The organism is Microcoleus sp. B4-C2, from assembly GCF_036705265.1.
Taxonomy (GTDB): domain Bacteria; phylum Cyanobacteriota; class Cyanobacteriia; order Cyanobacteriales; family Microcoleaceae; genus Microcoleus.
On sequence record NZ_JAUBUB010000061.1, the window covers coordinates 23,165 to 40,089 of the forward strand.

Here is a 16,925-nt window from a genome sequence, read left to right on the forward strand (position 1 = left end):
TCTAAAAATGTAAAATTATGTCACAAAAAAATGAAACTGCTGTTCTCATCTTATCCCTCCTAATTACGATCAGGCTAGCTGGTGCAGGTATTTGGTGGCTGACAAGCCGAGGCGACATCAATCTCGGAGGTTTATCACCCCAAAATCCGACATTTCCCAAGCCTCCGACTAATTCGTCGCAGTCAGATCAGGCAATTGAGCAGCGTCTGAGTGCCGGACAAAAAGTGTTAATTCCAGAGCAAGCCACAACAACCAAACAAACAGCAGTACAGGCGATCGCATCTGGCAACTATAACGCAGCTATTTCCGATTTACAAGCTTCGCTGAAAACCAATCGCAACGATCCCGAAGCCTTAATTTACCTCAACAACGCCCGCATCGGCGATCGGAAATCCTACACAATTGCCGCCGCAGTTCCCATTGGAGGCGATATCAATGCGGCTCTAGAAATTCTGCGGGGCGTAGCTCAAGCTCAAAATGAAATCAACCAAAGAGGCGGCGTTAGCGGGACTCCATTAAAAGTGCTAATTGCTAAGGATGACAACAACCAAGAAATGGCTGCCCAAATTGCTACTGCTTTAGCAAATAATTCGGAGATTATAGGAGTAATTGGGCATTTTGGTTCAGATACAACGCTAGCAGCTAGCAAGATTTACCAGCAAAAACAATTAGTAGCAATTTCTCCAACAAGTACGTCAGTGCAGCTCTCAGGAGTTGCCAACAATATATTTCGGACAGTGCCGAGCGATCGGTTTGCAGCTAATGCTCTTTCCCGTTATATGGTGGAAAAATTGCAAAAGCAAAAAGCTGCTGTATTTTTTAATTCTGCTAGCAGTTACAGCAAATCTTTAAAAGATGAATTCACGACGGCTGTTTACGGAGATGGAGGACAAATAGTATTGGAATTTGACTTTGCTAATGGCAATTTTAATGCCGCCGATAGCGTTAAAAGTGCGATCGCCCAAGGAGCAGAAGTGATTCTGTTAGCATCCGATTCAACCACGATCGACCAAGCTTTGCAAGTAGTGCAAGTAAACGCCAAACGGCTGCCATTACTAGCGGGAGACGGTGCTTATACTGCTAAAACACTGCAAATAGGTGGCGCAGGAGCAACAGATATGGTGCTGGCTGTTCCTTGGCACATTCTCGCAGATCCGCAGTCCAACTTTCCCCAAACATCCAAACAACTTTGGAATGCTGAAGTAAGTTGGCGCACAGCTTTAGCCTACGATGCGGCGATCGCGTTAATTGCCGGTTTAGAGCGCAATCCGACTCGTACAGGCATTCAACAAGCGTTATCGGCGTCAGATTTTTCGGCAAAAGGAGCATCGGGCCCGATTCGGTTTTTACCTTCGGGCGATCGTAATCGCGCAGTTCAATTAGTAACTGTTAAACCCGGAAATCGCACCAGTTACGGTTACGAATTTGTGCCGATTAATTAAAAAACAAGTTCTGGTCATTTGTCTATGTATAAGCTGTTCTCCATTTAAATTGTGTGTCAAAAATCACTCAAATTATTGTGGGATGGGCACGCGAGCCCGTCCCGAATATGCAATTTAAACGCGCAACAGCTTAGCAGAAGGAAGAAGGAAGAAGCAATAAAATCAATCGTGTCAGCCATTAAGGATCGCGAATTAAATAATTTACACAAGTTTGTGAGTTGGGCGTCCCGCCCGCCCTTTCTGGACGGGCGGGACGCCCATCCCACAAGAACCATCAAAATTCTAAGTTATTTAATTCTCATTCCTAACAAGTCCTAACCGTCTTGGCGGTTGCTATAAAATCTACCATTGTTCCTTGGCGGGGGCAGCTTGATGGGATTTTTTGTTAGCGCGATAAAGGTTTGGTGCAAGCCGCGCGGGATGGAAACTCGATCTAAAGTTGCGAAACTGCGATCGCCCTAACTGCCCTATTCCTCTCAAAAACAGCCCTCGGTTTCAAAGCAATTCTCAACAACAGCCACAACGAGCGCCATTCTCCGGGAGTTTCCTGGCGCTGCCACTGGCCCGGGCGACAGTACAGCATTTCGATCAAACAGCGGTGCTGGCTAATGTTCAGGCGATCGAACGCAATTCGCACAGTGGGAAATTCCGCAAAACTGCACTCTTTTTCATCCCGAAAACTCGACTCCCACTGAGATTTATCGCTCACCAACTCAATCTTAGCCACAGGAATAAAACAGTTCTCTTCCATAATTTCCAAAGTCGCCGAATCGCAATCAATCAAACCTTTTGCCAAAGGACGCTCAGTGCCAAACTCAACAACAGACGGCCCTACATATCTCCTTGCTTTGACTGTCGCACTGCGAGGGAGCGCTTTTATTTTACCCTGGGATAAAGTTGTCGGAACGGCATATTTTGGCAAAATGTCTGCTGCTGTAAAACTCTCTTTACTGCCTTTATTTTTCACCGCAAAACTTGGCCACTGTGTCAAAGCAACTTCCGCGCCACTTTCCGAAATTACAGTGGTTACACCCCAAAAACTTTGACCGCCAATATTCAGCTGTACAACCCTGCGTAAATTGAACCATTCGTAAATGTCCGGCTTAGGAATATCCACCAAAATCAGCAAGGCAATCCCCAGCATCAGCAGGTTGTACGCGCTCCAAATCCATCCCCAACCCAGGCCTTTTGACAAATCTGCACTTTCTGATATTGACTGTACGGTGCCAACATTTTTAACTAAATTAATGTTTAAATTGTGCCACAAACTGACTGCTGTAGCTGCGAACAAGACAATCAAAGGCCATCCCAAATTCCAATTAAAACGAAAGCGATCGCTCGCCATTCCTTTTGGCGTCACCTGAAACCCTTTCCCAAACGGATTCAGCATGGAACTCACCACCGTCACCGCTAAAGGAATACACTGGACGAACGAATAAATATCCGAAAGCAAAGCCGATCCCGATCTGCGGTTCAGCCAAGAAAACACAGTCAGTTGCACCAAATAGTAAGGCAGGAAAAAGTACAGCAATTCCCGCGCACTTGCCCGCAAAGGAATTATGCCAAAAAATGAATAAGCTAAAGGTATCAACAGATATAAAACCTTGGTTAAACTGGTAAACCAGTGCAACAATCCTTCCAAATGAGACAGCCTTTGTACGAATCTGAGACCGCGAATTGTTAAAGGATTGGAATCAATAAAAAATGCCTGAAGTGTGCCTCGCGCCCAGCGTAGCCTTTGATTTAGATGAGCCTCTATACTTTCAGCCGCCAAACCAGCACTCAATTTTTCATCTAAATAAACTAAGCGATATCCGGTTGCTGACAGCCGAATTCCGGTAAAATAATCTTCGCAAATTGAATCTGTGACCAAGCCTCCCGCTGCTTCTAAAGCACTTCGCCTCACAACAAAAGATGTACCGCAACAAACTACGCTGTCGGCGCTGTCTTTGATGATTTCAATTTGCCGATAAAAGATTTCTTCTTCCGGCGCGAGCACATTTTCTAAACCTAAATTCCGGGAGATGGGGTCGTGATTGTAAAAGCTTTGCGGTGTTTGAACGAGGGCGATTTCGGGATTTTGAAAAAATCCAACTGTGCGAGTTAAAAAGTTTTTAGTGGGAATAAAATCTGCATCGAAAACTACAATTAGTTCTCCACTTGTTAGGGCTGTGGCATGATTGATGTTTCCAGCTTTGGCGTGAATATTATCGGGTCTGGTTATATACTCGCATCCCAGTTCTTTTGCTAGCAACTTGATTTCATGCCGCTTGGTATCGTCGAGCAAATATACTTTTTTGTTGGGATAATCTAAGGCTTGACAGCCGATTACACTGCGCCGTAAAATGAAAGCCGGTTCGTTGTAAGTTGGGATAAAAATATCTACGGGCGGGGTGAAGTTTCCAGCTTCCACTGCAACTGCCATGCGATCGGCTTCTCGACGCCGGTCTTTCATTCTCAGCATTAAATACAATTGAATACTGCTGTTAAAAACCAGTAACATTTCTAGGAAAAACAGCCCCAAACTAAAGATACCGTTGAGGGGATCGGTTAAATTTAGAGTAGCGAGCGATCGCCATAAAACGTAGCGAATGGTTAAAGCCAGAACTATTGCAACTACTACAGCGCGCGACCATTTCTGCGGTTGAGGCGAAATTTTAATTGCAGCTAAAGCGGCCGAAACCAGCACAAAAGTCGGCACTAACAAATACATCTTGCTCGTAGCAGGCACTTGCAGCCACACAGGCGGGTTTTGCTGCCAAGTGTTGATTGTGGCAAAAATACCGCTGACTGTACCTTCACGGCCAAACCAGGCTGCGGCGATCGCACCTGCGAAAGCAACCACCCCCAACACGACTAGCGTTGCCATCGGCACCCGCGAAATCCGCCCAAAGCGGCGTTTCAAGTCTTGAAAATCAAATCTTGAAGTTGTCATAAAATAATTTTAAAGTCCCGATCGTGCATGCAACAGTAAGGGTTTCCTGCTGTCCACTTTTTAATTCAGTTGAAAATTCCGACACACCCCCATTAGTATATTTACATTTTTTAACATTCTGACCATTGTATGATAATTCATCTTGCTTGCTGTTGCCAAACTGCTTAGCGAGTCCAAACCTGGCAAAATATAGCAGAAGCAAGAAGAAATAAGGCTTTAGTTACCGAGGAGAGAAGTCAATCGATTTTAGATTTTAGATTTTAGATTTTAGATTTTAGATTTTAGATTTTAGCATTGACCCCACGGATCAATTAGGGGGGCAAGTTTCATCGGAGACAGGTTTTTTATTTCTGGACGGATGAATCACGTGGCGGGTATCCTGGAGGCGAGGGGTCAAAAGCAATCTTCGGCAAGGATTTCAGCAATGTCAGCAACAGGCTTTCGGGCCTGTTTCACCATAAAAAATATTTCTTGTGGGCCGTTTCTGCGACGCCGCCCATAAAAAGCTGATTGAAAATGCTGCCACATCCCAGTTCTAACCGTCGGGCCCGCTTGCTATAGTTCAAAAAAAATTATCTTGTCTACAAATCAAATAGGATTGCTATATCAAACTATAGCAATCCCTAGGATTTAACAATTAGACGAATTTGACATCTAACTAAAGGTAGATTAATTTTATATTAATTTAAAAAAATTACCGCGATCGCAGCACAAAAATTTAGCCATCCAAAAACTAATCAGCAATTTCTAATTGCGAGATTGCATAGCGGGCGACAGCCAAACTAACTCTGGCTTGTTCTATTTCCGACAATTGGGCCCAAGGTCTTTTAGTAGCCATCACTAATTCTCCCCCTTCCGAATCCACATCTCGCATGGCATAAGCCAAAGGACGTGCCAACACCTGCAAATCTTCCTCAGCCCACTGAGGCAAAATATCTAAGACGCACTCTACCATTTGGTCAGCTAAAGATTGATACTTAACAGTGGCGTTTTGCACGCTTTGAGCGATGCTGGCCAAAAAATCTTGAGGAACGCGAGCAAATTTCTCGCGCAAAGACTTTTGCAGAGCAGTCGTCAGCCAAACTTGTTCTAATTGCGAGAATAAAACTTGCGACTTCAGGGCAATATCGCTGTCGCTGAATGAATCAGATAGCGCAAATTCCTGCTCTAGGGCAGTTAAATAAGATTCCGATTCAAGCTGTGCAGGATTCCAGGGGTAAGCAACATCAGTCTGAACAATTGTGGCGAGAAGTTCCATCTGGGCCTGAGTTTGAGAATCGCGAAAATATTCAGAATCAGTAGATTGGGTAGCCATGATGTAATACCTAAGTGGGAAAAGGAAAAGACAGAGGGGGGACTGTGCCAAGAGCTAGTGCCGAGCTATCAGTGGTGAGTAACTCTCTTAAATTCAGACTGGAGACTTAACGCCTAGAACTTTGCTGTGCTACTCGCCGCTTGTCTTCATTAGCTACACCCGCACCTTAATTCGTTCCGCAATCAGTCTCACTGTAGCCCGAAGTTTTAGGAACCTCAATAGTGAACTCAAAAATCTGACCTTGAGAACTGCCAAATTTTAGCTGAGTCCCGCTGCGTAGCAGCAATTCTTGGTGGTGAACTCTCTGCCATCCCTCAGATCCCAAAACTAGAGTCCCGTAGCGAGAAAAATCGCGCAGGAAGTAGCTAGGTTCTTCCCGGCTATCTCCGATCGTGTTTCGGCAGAAAATCTCGGCGTGTTTTTGAGAAACCCACTGTTCTCGAATCACTACGTCGTTTTCTTCCCAGCGTCCGACTCGAACCATACCCGCGCGAATGGGCCAAACCTGATTGCTCGAGTCGGTGGATTTGCCATTGGGTCGATCGCGCCCCCGCAAATAAGCACAAGACGGCAACCGTCCCAGCCAAGTAGAAGAATTTAAAGGCAACTCAGTTTTCAGGTCATCTACCGGCTCAGTTAGCTGACCGTCAAACTCAGGGTGCATATACAGCACAGGCAGCGTCCAAGCCGGTTGATTGAACTTGTAGAGCGTCAGTAACTGCTGTCTGGCGACGGCGACTGCCCGATCGATCGACATCCGTCCGGCCAAAGCTTGGGCAAAAGTTTGGATAAAACTCAGGGCCTCGCGATCGGCGATCGAGTCCCGCATCCCCAACACCGCAGGCACCCCGTGATGGATCAGTACCTCAGCCAAACTGCTGCGGGCGATCGCCTGTTGCTGGCCGTTAGTTGAGTGCCACCTCTCCACCGCCGGCTGAGCTCCCCAGCAGGCATTAAACACCGCCAGAGTCACGCGGCACCGAACTAATACTTGAGCCAGTTCAGTGCCATTAATCGCCGTTTCCGGCCCCAAAAACAGCAAACCGCCGTCGGGGCCCGGTATCCCGTGGCCGGCGTAAAACAGAATGTTGTAAGCTTGCGTTTCCAGCCGAGAAATGAGTTCCGCCGGAGTAGGTTCGATCAGAGTATCGACGCGAGTCGGAACGCTGATGTCAAAATATTTGCCGCTGTCGTCGGTTTGAAAAGCACTTTCCAGAATGCCAGCTAGGGCGAGTGCTTCTTCTCCCAACTGCAAATGACCGTTATTACTGTTGGAAAATTGAGAATTAGCACCGCCGCCTGGTTCTGCTTGTCCCAAAACTAGCAAAATGTTGAGCGACTCCGCAGGATGCAGGGGTGGCAAAGGTTCAACATTGCTGGTAGTGCGGCTAAAAAGCAATTGCTGCGACAGAGAAATTGCTGGTTGACCAGCTTGAGGCTGCATAATTTCCCAAGGTAAAGCAATTAAATACGGTTCGCGCAAGTCTACGCGCACTCGCAGGGGTAGATTTTGCCCGATCGCGATACCTTTACTTTCCTGCAGACTACCCTGAATCGGCCCTTCAAACAGCCACTGCCAAAGATTAATCCCCAAATGCTGCATCAGGCGACTGCTGTAGCTTGCCGGTGGCCGAGGCGGATGCTGATCCCCCTTGTCGCCCCACCCCCCTTGACCGAGGTGGAGGGGCACAGAGGGCGTCGGTATTCGTTGTTCAGTTTCTGCCAGTATATTCTGGTTGTTTTCCGGCGAGACCAAACTGCCATCAGGATTTAGGGGCAATTCGTGAATTGTCCCGGAGGGCGAAAACATTTCCTGCCAAGCTTTCCAAGATTGGGATAGGGTATCGGGCCACATACAATCGTGGTGAACGTACCCGCTGGGATAGGGAGCTTGTAGAACCCAAGTGGCAAAATGGTTTGCCCCAGCGGTTCTCAGGCGAGCGATCGCTATACTGAGGCAAGGACTTTCAGGGCGCGCCATTCACAAAAAAGCTCGGTAAGTGGGAAGCTCAGAGACTTTAGTCCTGAGAGGAAAACGACCCGGCGATTTCAATCGCTTTGAATCCCCTTGCGGGGTAGAGGGGTATGGTTGCCCCTCTGGTGAGGTATGGTTGCCTCGATCTCCCTTGCGGGGTAATGTTAGCTTCGCCAATGTTATAGAGGCTTGTTAGGCTGGCAGCACTGCCTCAGTGACTTTAAGGCTGTTTAACTACTAGCGACAGAGCAAGGGACTAGCTTCGCATCCCAGGGTGTCGTGACCTAAATAACGTAGCCAGTTAAGGCTTAGGCTGGTCAGTACAGCTTGCTCGATCGCTCTTACAAGCGAGCGTGGCTTTAGCCCTGAGTTACTGACAACTACCGACTCTGGATATAGGGTGGGATTGAGTTTCTCTATTTGTAGTTTATCGGGTTTGGGGTGCGATCGAGTGCGAGAGATTGCTTTGGGAGTTTTTACTTAGTGCCCAAAAATTTATCAATACTCGGTAAATCTACCCAAGTCCCCGTAGCATTCGACTCCTGGGTCAAATCCATCAACAACTGCGAGTAAACCCCTTCTCTGAGGGACGGTATCAAGGATTTACCGGCATCTATTGCTTCAACCCACCTATCTACTACTCGAATAAACGGTGCAATTCTCCCGTCTGGATAAACTTGAGGAAACTCCAATCTTTGAGGAATTTTGATTTCAGCTAAAGGTTCTCCACCTTGGGAACCCCACAAGCGAAATCCGTGGACGTAATCTTGCTGGTTGTCGCTTCCTAAAACCAACGTACCCTTACTCCCGTATATTTCCACCCAGTGTCCCCGCCCTTGATACGTAACAGAACTCAAACAAACTTGGCAAGGCGTTCCCCCAGCTAATTCCAACATCAACGTGCAAGAATCATCTGCATCAACTAATTTTAAATTTCCCGAATCATTCGGATCTGGCCGCCGCGAAATTCCTGTAATCAATTGCCCAGAAAGCCTCTGGGGCGCGCCGAACAGCCAGCTAATATAATCAAAAACGTGAGAACCTGTCGCGCCCAAAACGCCGCCGCCTCGCTCTTTTTGCGCGTACCAATTCCAAGGGCGACTCGCATCAGCGCGGCTCGACACCAGCCAATCAATCTTAATTAAACGCTTTTCTCCCACATATTCTGCTGCCAATAATTCTGCTAGCATTTGCCATGCGGGGATGAAGCGAAACTCAAAGTCCATTGTGGCAATTGCTCTCGAACCACCATTTTTAAAATCGGTTTGAGATTCGTTGTTTGCCAATCGGTAAAGTTCCCTGGCTTCATTGGCTGTCAGGGCTGTGGGTTTTTCTAATAATAAATGCTTGCCTGCTTCCAAGACGGTTTTTGCCATTTCATAATGCAAAAAGGGCGGTGTGGAAATGCTGACTCCCGCTACTTCTGGGATGGCTACTATATCGGCGATCGAGTCGCAAGCGTAGGGGATATTGTGGGTAGAGGCGAGATCCTTTGCTTTGTCTAAATTCCGGTGATAAACAGCCACAACCTCTGTCCGGTGATGGGCCTGGAATCCGGGAATGTGTACTTTTTGACCAAAACCGGTACCGACTACTGCAACGCCAATTTTTGACATAATTTAATAATTGGAAATTGGGAATTGGGAACTTGTGCTGCCCTGCGACTTCGTTCAGGAACCGCGTAACCGAAGTATTAGGTATTGGTAGCAACTAACTAATAACTAATAACTTCAAAATCAGAAGGAACGCTCGATAATTAATCCGTGTATCCGTGTCCTAATCCGTGTCGTGCTTTCCTTCTTCCTTCTCCACCCATTCAATTACTTGTTTCCCCAAATTAACGCCCTCAAACAAGTCAATTTCTCTGATCCCTGTAGGGCTGGTGACATTAACTTCTGTGAGATAACCGCCAATGATATCAATGCCGACAAAGTACAGTCCGTCCCGTTGCAGCACTGGTTCTAACTGAGTGCAAATTTCCAGTTCGCGATCGGTAATTTCGGTTTTTGCGACTCGGCCGCCGACGGCCATGTTGCCGCGAAATTCATTTCCGGTGGGAATGCGGTTGATAGCACCGATCGGCTTGCCGTTTAACAATATAATCCGCTTGTCTCCCTCTTTGGCTTCCGGCAGATAAGTCTGAACCATCACTGGAATTTGCCCTTGTTGAGTGCTAATTTCGACCAGGGAGTTAAGATTGCGATCGTCCGCTTCCAAAAACAAAATCCCCTCGCCAGCTTTGCCGCCCAAGGGTTTAAGAACTGCTGCTCCTTTTTTCTCGACAAAGTGCCGAATTACCTGCTTGTTTTGAGAAACAATTGTCTCAGGAATCGCTCCCTCAAATTGCAAAGCATACATCTTTTCATTCGCCGCCCGCAATCCTTTGGGACTGTTAACTACCAAAGTTTTAGCCGGATCGATGCCATCTAGAAGGTAAGTAGCGTAAAGGTAAGGAATGTTGACTGGGGGATCTGTCCGCATAAATACAGCGTCCATTGCTTCCAGAGGCTGCAAAGTAGGCTGTTCTACCTGGTACCAAGCCTCAGCCGCCTCCCAGCGTCCCTCTACCACTTTTACTGGGGTGAGGGCTACCCGACTGAGCATTGCCCAGGTTTTGCCGCCGATGACGCTTAATTCGTTGGCTTGAGTCGCCCAGACTTCGTGACCCAACTCTTGAGCTGCCTCCATCAGCGCTACGCTGGTATCGTGTCCTGGAATTAGTCGCGCGAGGGGATCGATGATGAATGCAAATTTCATTGTCAGTTAAAATTAAGAATTGGTCGCCTAAAAATTTGGGCTAATTGAAAATTCCACAGGGAATGCCTCATTTTGCTGCTAGGAGGGGGTCTAGCTGGCCTAGAGCATCGAGTTTGTGGATTTCGTCGCAGCCACCTATGTGTTGGTCGTTAATGAATATTTGTGGCAGGGTGCGGCCTCCGTTGGCTCGATCGCTCATTTGATCCCGTGCCGCTTCATCTCCGTCGATCGCGTACTCTGTGAAATCAACCCCTTTTCGTTTCAGCAGTGCTTTGGCACGAATGCAAAACGGGCAGGTTCTCCAAGTGTAAATTTCTACTTTAGGGGTCATGGGACGCTCAAACAATAACAATATTTTTTAATTTTAATCTTAACCCTAGTGCGGACTTTTTTTACTTCCTAGGCTGAAACCCTCGATTTTTCGTTGGTAGCAAACTTGCCTAGGAGCCTTGAAACCCTTATTATACGGTGGGTTCTCAAAAACTGTGCGAAGCATTGATCTTAACCAATCTTATTTTAATTTTTATATTTTAATTTTTATTATATATAGCAACATATAGCAACCTTATCTGTTGCACCGGAGGTTATTCATTGCTAAAACCCTTGCCAGGAAGTGCATTTGCCTTCTTCCTTGTTTTTACCCTGACCAGGAATTTCAAAGGTGGTACCCGCCACGTGATTTATCCGTGGAATCAATCCCAAATCGAAAATCGAAAATCCTCAAGAAAGAGCATTTATCCGTGGGGTCGCCTCTAAAATCTCAAATCTAAAATCTAAAATCGATTGACTGAAGTCGCTATCGCTTTCTTCATTCCCAATCTGGCTCTATTTGCAGCGCACAAGCTAGGTGTCAAGTTATTTTTTATACAACTTTTTATTTTTTATATAAATTTAAGTAAACAAATATCCTCGCTTAAAAAAAACGGAGACATTTTAAAGGCAAACAGGTTGGTCATCAGCCTGCCTAGCGCTGCGGACCAACCTGATTGTTTCGCTTTCTGCAGGAACATATCATACCTGCACCTGTCAGTAGGACTGCGATCGCAGTACCCGGTTCCGGAATAGAAGTTGCATTTCTCGAAGGTGTAGTTCTGTATATTTGGGACAAACGGGGCTGGGTCGCCAATGGGCTCTCCGATGCCGTTGGGGTGGGTGCCGGAGTGGGGGCACAGGCAGTAGAATAATTTCCCGGACCGCAGACATCTACTGCAGCTGCCGGAGGGGCGGCAGCTAGATAGTAAAACGCTGTTGCCATTGTGGCAGAGAGTCCAATTGCTAGTTTTGCCAGTGGCGTACACATAACTATTTAGTTAAACAGTGGTAAAATCGAAAAATAGAAATAGTCCTAGAGATTAGCGCTGTACGACGGGCAAGGATTTTAGAGTTCTTACAATCAATCTTACAATCAATTTACAATCAATAAGATGTATTCTCTCGCGGACGTCTGTAAAAGATAGTATAGCGCTTGAGGTAAGTGCCCAAACACTTTAATAAAATTATTCTCTTTTACCTTGACATCCCGTACCGTGGTTTGCACAGAGGTTTGCACAGACAGGTAGTTTGCACAGAGTTAACCAACAGTTAACCAACAGTTAAGCAACATCTTTTTGCTACCTCTGAACCAACAGCCCTTACAGCCATTAACAAAGAGTCTTTTTACCTTGACCGCGGCCTCCGGGAATTAATTATTTAACCGCTCGCCAAATAGAGCTGCTGTATTGTACTTTGCCATGCACAATCTGACTACTCTTTTATCATCTCATATTTCGACTAAATCTGTCCTCAGTATATGTACGTATATTCCCCCATGTCAACTATTCAAAAGGAATATTTAAGTATTTACCGAGGGTAGAGGGCGTATTGAATGAGCTGAGCTAGTCTGTCGCGGAGAGTTTCCATCCCCAAACCTTTGGCGGCCGAAATAAATACTGCTTGAGGAAATTCTTCTCGGGCGAGGGCGAGAGTCTCTCCATCTACGGCATCTATTTTGTTAAAGACTACAAGGGCTGGGCCGGGAGTTACGGGCATATCGGTCAAAATATTCATGACCGATCGAATTTGGCTCTGCCACGCGGGATGGGAGAGATCGACGAGGTGCAGCAAAGCATCGGCGTCAGTGACTTCTTCGAGGGTAGCCCGGAAAGCGTCGATCAAGGCAGGAGGCAGTTCGCGAATAAAGCCCACTGTATCTGTGAGGACGATCGATAGCGGTTCCCTAGTGACAGTGCCGGGAATGGTCAACCGTCGAGTTGTGGGGTCGAGGGTGGCAAATAACTGGTCGGCGGCATAGACTTCGGAATTTGTGAGCAGGTTGAGCAGAGTAGATTTACCGGCGTTAGTGTAGCCAACGATCGCCACTGAGGGTACATCGTGATGATGGCGGTTCTGCCGCAGCCGGAAGCGGTGCGCCAGCAGTTGATTTACTTCTTGTTGCAATCGAGAAATGCGTTTGGCGATCGTCCGCCGTTCGGTTTCTAGCTTGGTTTCCCCTGGGCCTCTGGTACCGATGCCACCACCCTGTCTCGACATTGCCTGACCGCGACCTCTGAGCCGGGGCAGGGCATACTCTAGCTGAGCGAGTTCGACTTGTAGTTTACCCTCGCTCGATCGAGCTCTTTGGGCAAAGATGTCGAGAATTACCTCTGTTCGATCGACAACGCGAAGACCTATCTGAGTTTCCAAGTTACGTATTTGTGCGGGTGCCAGGTCGCGATCGAATACCACGAGGTTAGCGCTAATCGTCTGAGCGGTGAGGGAAATTTCCTGAACTTTGCCTTCGCCGACCACTGTCTGCGGATGGGGGCGCGATCGTTTTTGGCGCACTGTTTGCAGAACCTGACCGCCGGCGCTTTCAACCAGCCGCGTGATTTCTGCCAGCCCGTCCTCAAACTCCAACTGAGTCATGTGCTGAGTCATTACACCTACCAACAGCACTTTGTCTTGGTCTGCATCGACCTGCTTAGCGACAAACTCTGCTTCAAACTCTGCTTCGAGTCCTTCCACCAAATCCAGAAAGTCTTGGTCAGCGAGTTCGTCCAAATTCAGAGGTTCTGATATTTTCCAGGGAAAGTGTGGAGTTTGAATTAGTGACTTGGGAATTGAAGGCTCTTCTATTTCATCAGTTGAATCTGGTTCTAACTGAGCGCTCAAAACAGAGAACTCAAAATTTGGCTGATCTCCCTGGGGTACCAGGTGAGCGAGATAAGTTTCTTGGATGTAACCAGTCGCACCGCCGCCGCGGCGCTGAAATCCTCCCCCCGTCAGTGTCAGCCAAACGAGGGCGTCCAGGCGCTGAATTGCCATTGCTGTGAGGGCTGCTTCGCTTGGGGTTTCTGGCTTTAGGTGGGTAGCGATACAGCGAATGCCGCTGAGGCGACCTCCCCCATACCGGGGTAATTCTAAGGGTGCAATCTGGGTTTGCCGCGGTGAACCCACGCCGACGCGAATTACTTGTCCACGGCGGTTGATGTAGGTGCAGATTGGTTTGTCTATTTCCGTGCTGATGGCGGCGACGCGCTGGGCGAATTCTGCAGTGGTGATGCGATCGCCCGGTAGTCGCTGGTGGTACAGCTTTTCGAGTTGCTTGAGCTGGCTGGACTTTAAACCTTGAAGATGGCCGTAGATGGTTTCGATAACTGTTTCTCCCGATCGATCTGTTTATCTCCTATTTTAATTAACTCCCGCGCTATGTGTTCGGCTTTTGAGTTTAAATTTACTAAATTTTCTTGCTTCTAGGATTTCGCGGATTCAGTCTGAGCGAGCTCAAAAACGGATACTTGCTTTCCGACAACAGTCGTGAGTCTGCCAAAATTTTAGAGCTTCCAGATTCATCTGTAGAGTAAATCTCAAATCTCAAATCTACTGACGAGTCAAAAGCGCCGTTGTTTGTCGCGGCAGCGCGATCGGGCTTGTCACAGCAGCAATCTCAACTTGCACTTGTATTTAGTATCTACAGATACAGGCGATCGCTGAAAAATCTCGCGCAACAAAACTTAACATTTTTTTTTCCGTTTCCAAATCCTCCTTTAGACTTGTGTGTATCTTGGGCCTAGAGACAGATAGCAAAGCAGAAATTAGGCCGCTACCATGAGAAGCGAAACATTGTTAAGGAATGTAAAAACATGGAAACTCGTCCTACTAACCTGCCTCCTACAGCTAATGCTTACAACGGCAAAGATCGGAATGCCTTCTTGTTTGGCTTCAACCCACAAGCAGAACTTTGGAACGGTCGCTTAGCGATGATCGGTTTCTTAGCTTATTTGCTCTGGGATGCTGCTGGATTTAGCGTTCTGCGCGACATTCTCCACTTTCTGCCTACCTACATTGCTCAGTAATGAGTAGGTGTGTTTCCTGTCTGGCAGCGTGAGTAAATGCCGCCACTGCCAGACAGGCTAAAAGTTACAAATGGCAGCGAGTATGGTTTTGTCCCTTTGTATCTTTCGTTACTTTTGAATGGCATTAAAAGACTTCTTGCTGTGATTCGACGATTACGGGTGGGGGCGCTGTAGCTGGCGCGGTGAATATTAATAGCAACAGATATTTATTGCGTAAGGGCGATCGCCCCTGCTGTATTTTTGGCAAGAAATCTCATCAAGCATTTCTGATAATTTATGAAAAATAGGAGCATCAACGATGATTAACTCAAATTTACTGGCAGTAGTAGAATCGACACTGGCTGACACAGCATCAGGAAATTGGCAAAAGCCTCTAGTGATGTTTGTTTGCAATATCTTAGCATTGCTAGTTCTCAGTCGCCGAATTTGGTATCCCCACGTCGGGCCGAAAATGCCTTTACCCTTCCCCTCTTTGTTCAACAATGTTAGCGTACCGGCATTTCTGGCTTGCATGAGCGCAGGTCATTTGCTCGGAGCATTTATGATTTTGACCCTCAACATCGACAAATATTTCTAGCATAAATGGCGTCGCTTTTGTGGTGATTTATTGCTAGATTTTTTAGTAAGTTAAAAAGCGCCAAAAAAATGGTAGGGGTAAGTGAAAAGCACTTACCCCTAATTTTAATTTTATATATGGAGTGGCGCAGAAATCGTTTTTTTACCATCCACATTATTAGATCAGCTTACTATGCTTAAAGCCTTCAAATTCGACTGCAAAGCCTTCACCTTGGGGAGCCGCACACATTAACCCAACTTGAACGATTGGTGACTCAGTTAGATATGCCAGTCGCATCATTGAATAGTCTGACCCATTCAACGAGTATTGCACTTCCACCGTTTCAGCTCGGCGCTTTACCCGCAGCCACAGGGAAACAGGCGGCACTTCCAGCGGCATAACAGACCAATCGGAATAGTCTCGTGTCACAACCGCACTCACGTTTTGCACTCCCTCAACAAACTCAATGCCGCACTTTAGCCAGATATTTTCGCTCTCTCGAATCATCAATCCTGCTTGATCGTAGAGCGATCGATAGCAACCAGTAATTTTGACTTCGGCTGTAAAGTCGGCTGAAACTTGACGGTAGTAAAAGTTGCCGTTATCGCGAATGAATCCGTAATGAGTTTGCCGCCAAAAGTCAGTCTTGGCGCCGGCGGTAATATGGATAACATCGTTATCCTCATGCCATTGTAAAGGTTCATTGTACCATTGCATTGTTTCCATCTCCTGCTAACTTCCTCCAATTCCGTGCAGTACCAAATCGGCAAAAAAATGAGATAACATAGCGTATTCTAATCCCCAACGCCAGTAAAGAAAACCAAAGGGAATCCCTAAGAGGGCATTGAGTGTAATGGTGCGAAGAATGACGATCGGGGTTAATGCCCAGACATTGGCAGCCGCAGGCAAATGACCCACACCAAACAATATTGCCGCCGCCACAATTGCCAGCCAAAAAATCCATGTAGAGGGTTGCGGTTTGTCTCGCTCAAAAATCTTCCAAAGTAGCCACGCCATCAATGTCATACCGAACAGTCGCAGCAAGAGTTCTTCGGTGATGCCTCCGTAGAAGGAAGCTAATATGCGTTTCCAGAGGTCAATCTTTAACGCAGTTGTTGAAGCCATTGGCGGCATCCAAGGTTGGAAAGCTAAACTCAATCCAATCAGGACGATTCCACCGATGCAGCCTACAATTAGCGCCGTGTTAAGGGCAGATTTAGATATTGGCGCGAAAGGCTGTCGATATACCAAAGCACGAGCTATGGGCGTATCAAGTCCGATCGAGTTACCGAGGCGCAGTCCAATCCAATTCAGGAGAATCAAAAGAAGTCCAGTCTGAAGGGCGGAAGCAATAGCTATAACAGGTAAGGGTGTAGGCAGTTGCGCGACTGCTGGATTCAGAGACAGCGCATAAGGAAATAATGCCAACGCTGCCAGACTCCCCAGTAATGCCCAAAATAGCGCCAATCGCAGGTGATGTTTGTTGGAAGTATCAGTAGTCATAATTTTTGATTGCAGATAGAAATACCCAATTAATAAGGATCGCGAATTAAATAACTTACAATTTTAATTGTTATTGTGGGATGGGCGTCCCGCCCGTCCTTTTTGGAC

At 46.9% G+C, this 16,925-nt stretch carries 14 protein-coding genes; 5 read left to right on the forward strand and 9 right to left on the reverse strand.

Annotated elements, in window-relative coordinates; genetic code table 11:
- The first annotated feature begins 17 nt into the window (after positions 1–17).
- Positions 18–1,442 (forward strand): ABC transporter substrate-binding protein, encoded by a 1,425-nt coding sequence (locus QUB20_RS18065; RefSeq protein WP_333247824.1) that lies wholly within the window; start codon positions 18–20, stop codon positions 1,440–1,442.
- Between the two features lie 433 nt (positions 1,443–1,875).
- Here QUB20_RS18065 and QUB20_RS18070 read toward each other — a convergent pair whose 3' ends face one another.
- The 6 genes from QUB20_RS18070 to grxC form a co-directional block, all read right to left on the reverse strand.
- The gene (locus tag QUB20_RS18070) at positions 1,876–4,377 is read right to left on the reverse strand and encodes a glycosyltransferase family 2 protein (protein WP_333247826.1); all 2,502 of its coding nucleotides are present in this window, start codon (positions 4,375–4,377) and stop codon (positions 1,876–1,878) included.
- Positions 4,378–5,110: 733 nt separating this feature from the next.
- Complete coding sequence (locus QUB20_RS18075; protein WP_333154909.1) at positions 5,111–5,692, reverse strand: hypothetical protein; 582 nt, start codon at positions 5,690–5,692, stop codon at positions 5,111–5,113.
- 166 nt (positions 5,693–5,858) lie between these two features.
- A complete protein-coding gene (locus QUB20_RS18080) occupies positions 5,859–7,673 on the reverse strand; it encodes a CHAT domain-containing protein (RefSeq protein ID WP_333247829.1) in 1,815 nt (604 codons plus the stop codon).
- A gap of 470 nt (positions 7,674–8,143) precedes the next feature.
- A complete protein-coding gene (locus tag QUB20_RS18085) occupies positions 8,144–9,283 on the reverse strand; it encodes a Gfo/Idh/MocA family oxidoreductase (RefSeq protein WP_333247831.1) in 1,140 nt (379 codons plus the stop codon).
- Positions 9,284–9,443: 160 nt separating this feature from the next.
- Complete coding sequence (gshB, locus tag QUB20_RS18090) at positions 9,444–10,424, reverse strand: glutathione synthase (RefSeq protein WP_333240424.1); 981 nt, start codon at positions 10,422–10,424, stop codon at positions 9,444–9,446.
- A gap of 67 nt (positions 10,425–10,491) precedes the next feature.
- Complete coding sequence (gene grxC / locus QUB20_RS18095; RefSeq protein WP_333247833.1) at positions 10,492–10,755, reverse strand: glutaredoxin 3; 264 nt, start codon at positions 10,753–10,755, stop codon at positions 10,492–10,494.
- Positions 10,756–11,410: 655 nt separating this feature from the next.
- Between grxC and QUB20_RS18100 the strand changes: the two genes are divergently transcribed.
- The gene (locus QUB20_RS18100; RefSeq protein ID WP_333247836.1) at positions 11,411–11,608 is read left to right on the forward strand and encodes a hypothetical protein; all 198 of its coding nucleotides are present in this window, start codon (positions 11,411–11,413) and stop codon (positions 11,606–11,608) included.
- Positions 11,609–12,263: 655 nt separating this feature from the next.
- On the opposite strand, the gene hflX is transcribed toward QUB20_RS18100, so the two are convergent.
- On the reverse strand, positions 12,264–13,859 hold the full coding sequence (gene hflX, locus QUB20_RS18105) for a GTPase HflX (RefSeq protein ID WP_333247838.1): 1,596 nt from the start codon (positions 13,857–13,859) through the stop codon (positions 12,264–12,266).
- A gap of 49 nt (positions 13,860–13,908) precedes the next feature.
- On the opposite strand from hflX, the gene QUB20_RS18110 reads away from it, so the two are divergent.
- The 3 genes from QUB20_RS18110 (at position 13,909) to QUB20_RS18120 (ending at position 15,335) form a co-directional block, all read left to right on the forward strand.
- Positions 13,909–14,034, forward strand: a complete 126-nt coding sequence (locus QUB20_RS18110) for a hypothetical protein (RefSeq protein ID WP_263053573.1) — start codon at positions 13,909–13,911, stop codon at positions 14,032–14,034.
- Between the two features lie 511 nt (positions 14,035–14,545).
- Positions 14,546–14,758, forward strand: coding sequence for a chlorophyll a/b-binding protein (locus QUB20_RS18115; protein ID WP_333056696.1), 213 nt, complete (start codon positions 14,546–14,548; stop codon positions 14,756–14,758).
- Positions 14,759–15,056: 298 nt separating this feature from the next.
- Positions 15,057–15,335, forward strand: a complete 279-nt coding sequence (locus tag QUB20_RS18120; RefSeq protein ID WP_333209770.1) for a Photosystem I reaction center subunit PsaK — start codon at positions 15,057–15,059, stop codon at positions 15,333–15,335.
- A 156-nt stretch (positions 15,336–15,491) separates the two neighbouring features.
- On the opposite strand, the gene QUB20_RS18125 is transcribed toward QUB20_RS18120, so the two are convergent.
- Both QUB20_RS18125 and QUB20_RS18130 read right to left on the reverse strand, forming a co-directional pair.
- A complete protein-coding gene (locus tag QUB20_RS18125) occupies positions 15,492–16,031 on the reverse strand; it encodes a DUF1349 domain-containing protein (RefSeq protein WP_333291544.1) in 540 nt (179 codons plus the stop codon).
- A 15-nt stretch (positions 16,032–16,046) separates the two neighbouring features.
- Positions 16,047–16,817 (reverse strand): CPBP family intramembrane glutamic endopeptidase, encoded by a 771-nt coding sequence (locus tag QUB20_RS18130; protein ID WP_333247842.1) that lies wholly within the window; start codon positions 16,815–16,817, stop codon positions 16,047–16,049.
- Between the last annotated feature and the right edge of the window lie 108 nt (positions 16,818–16,925).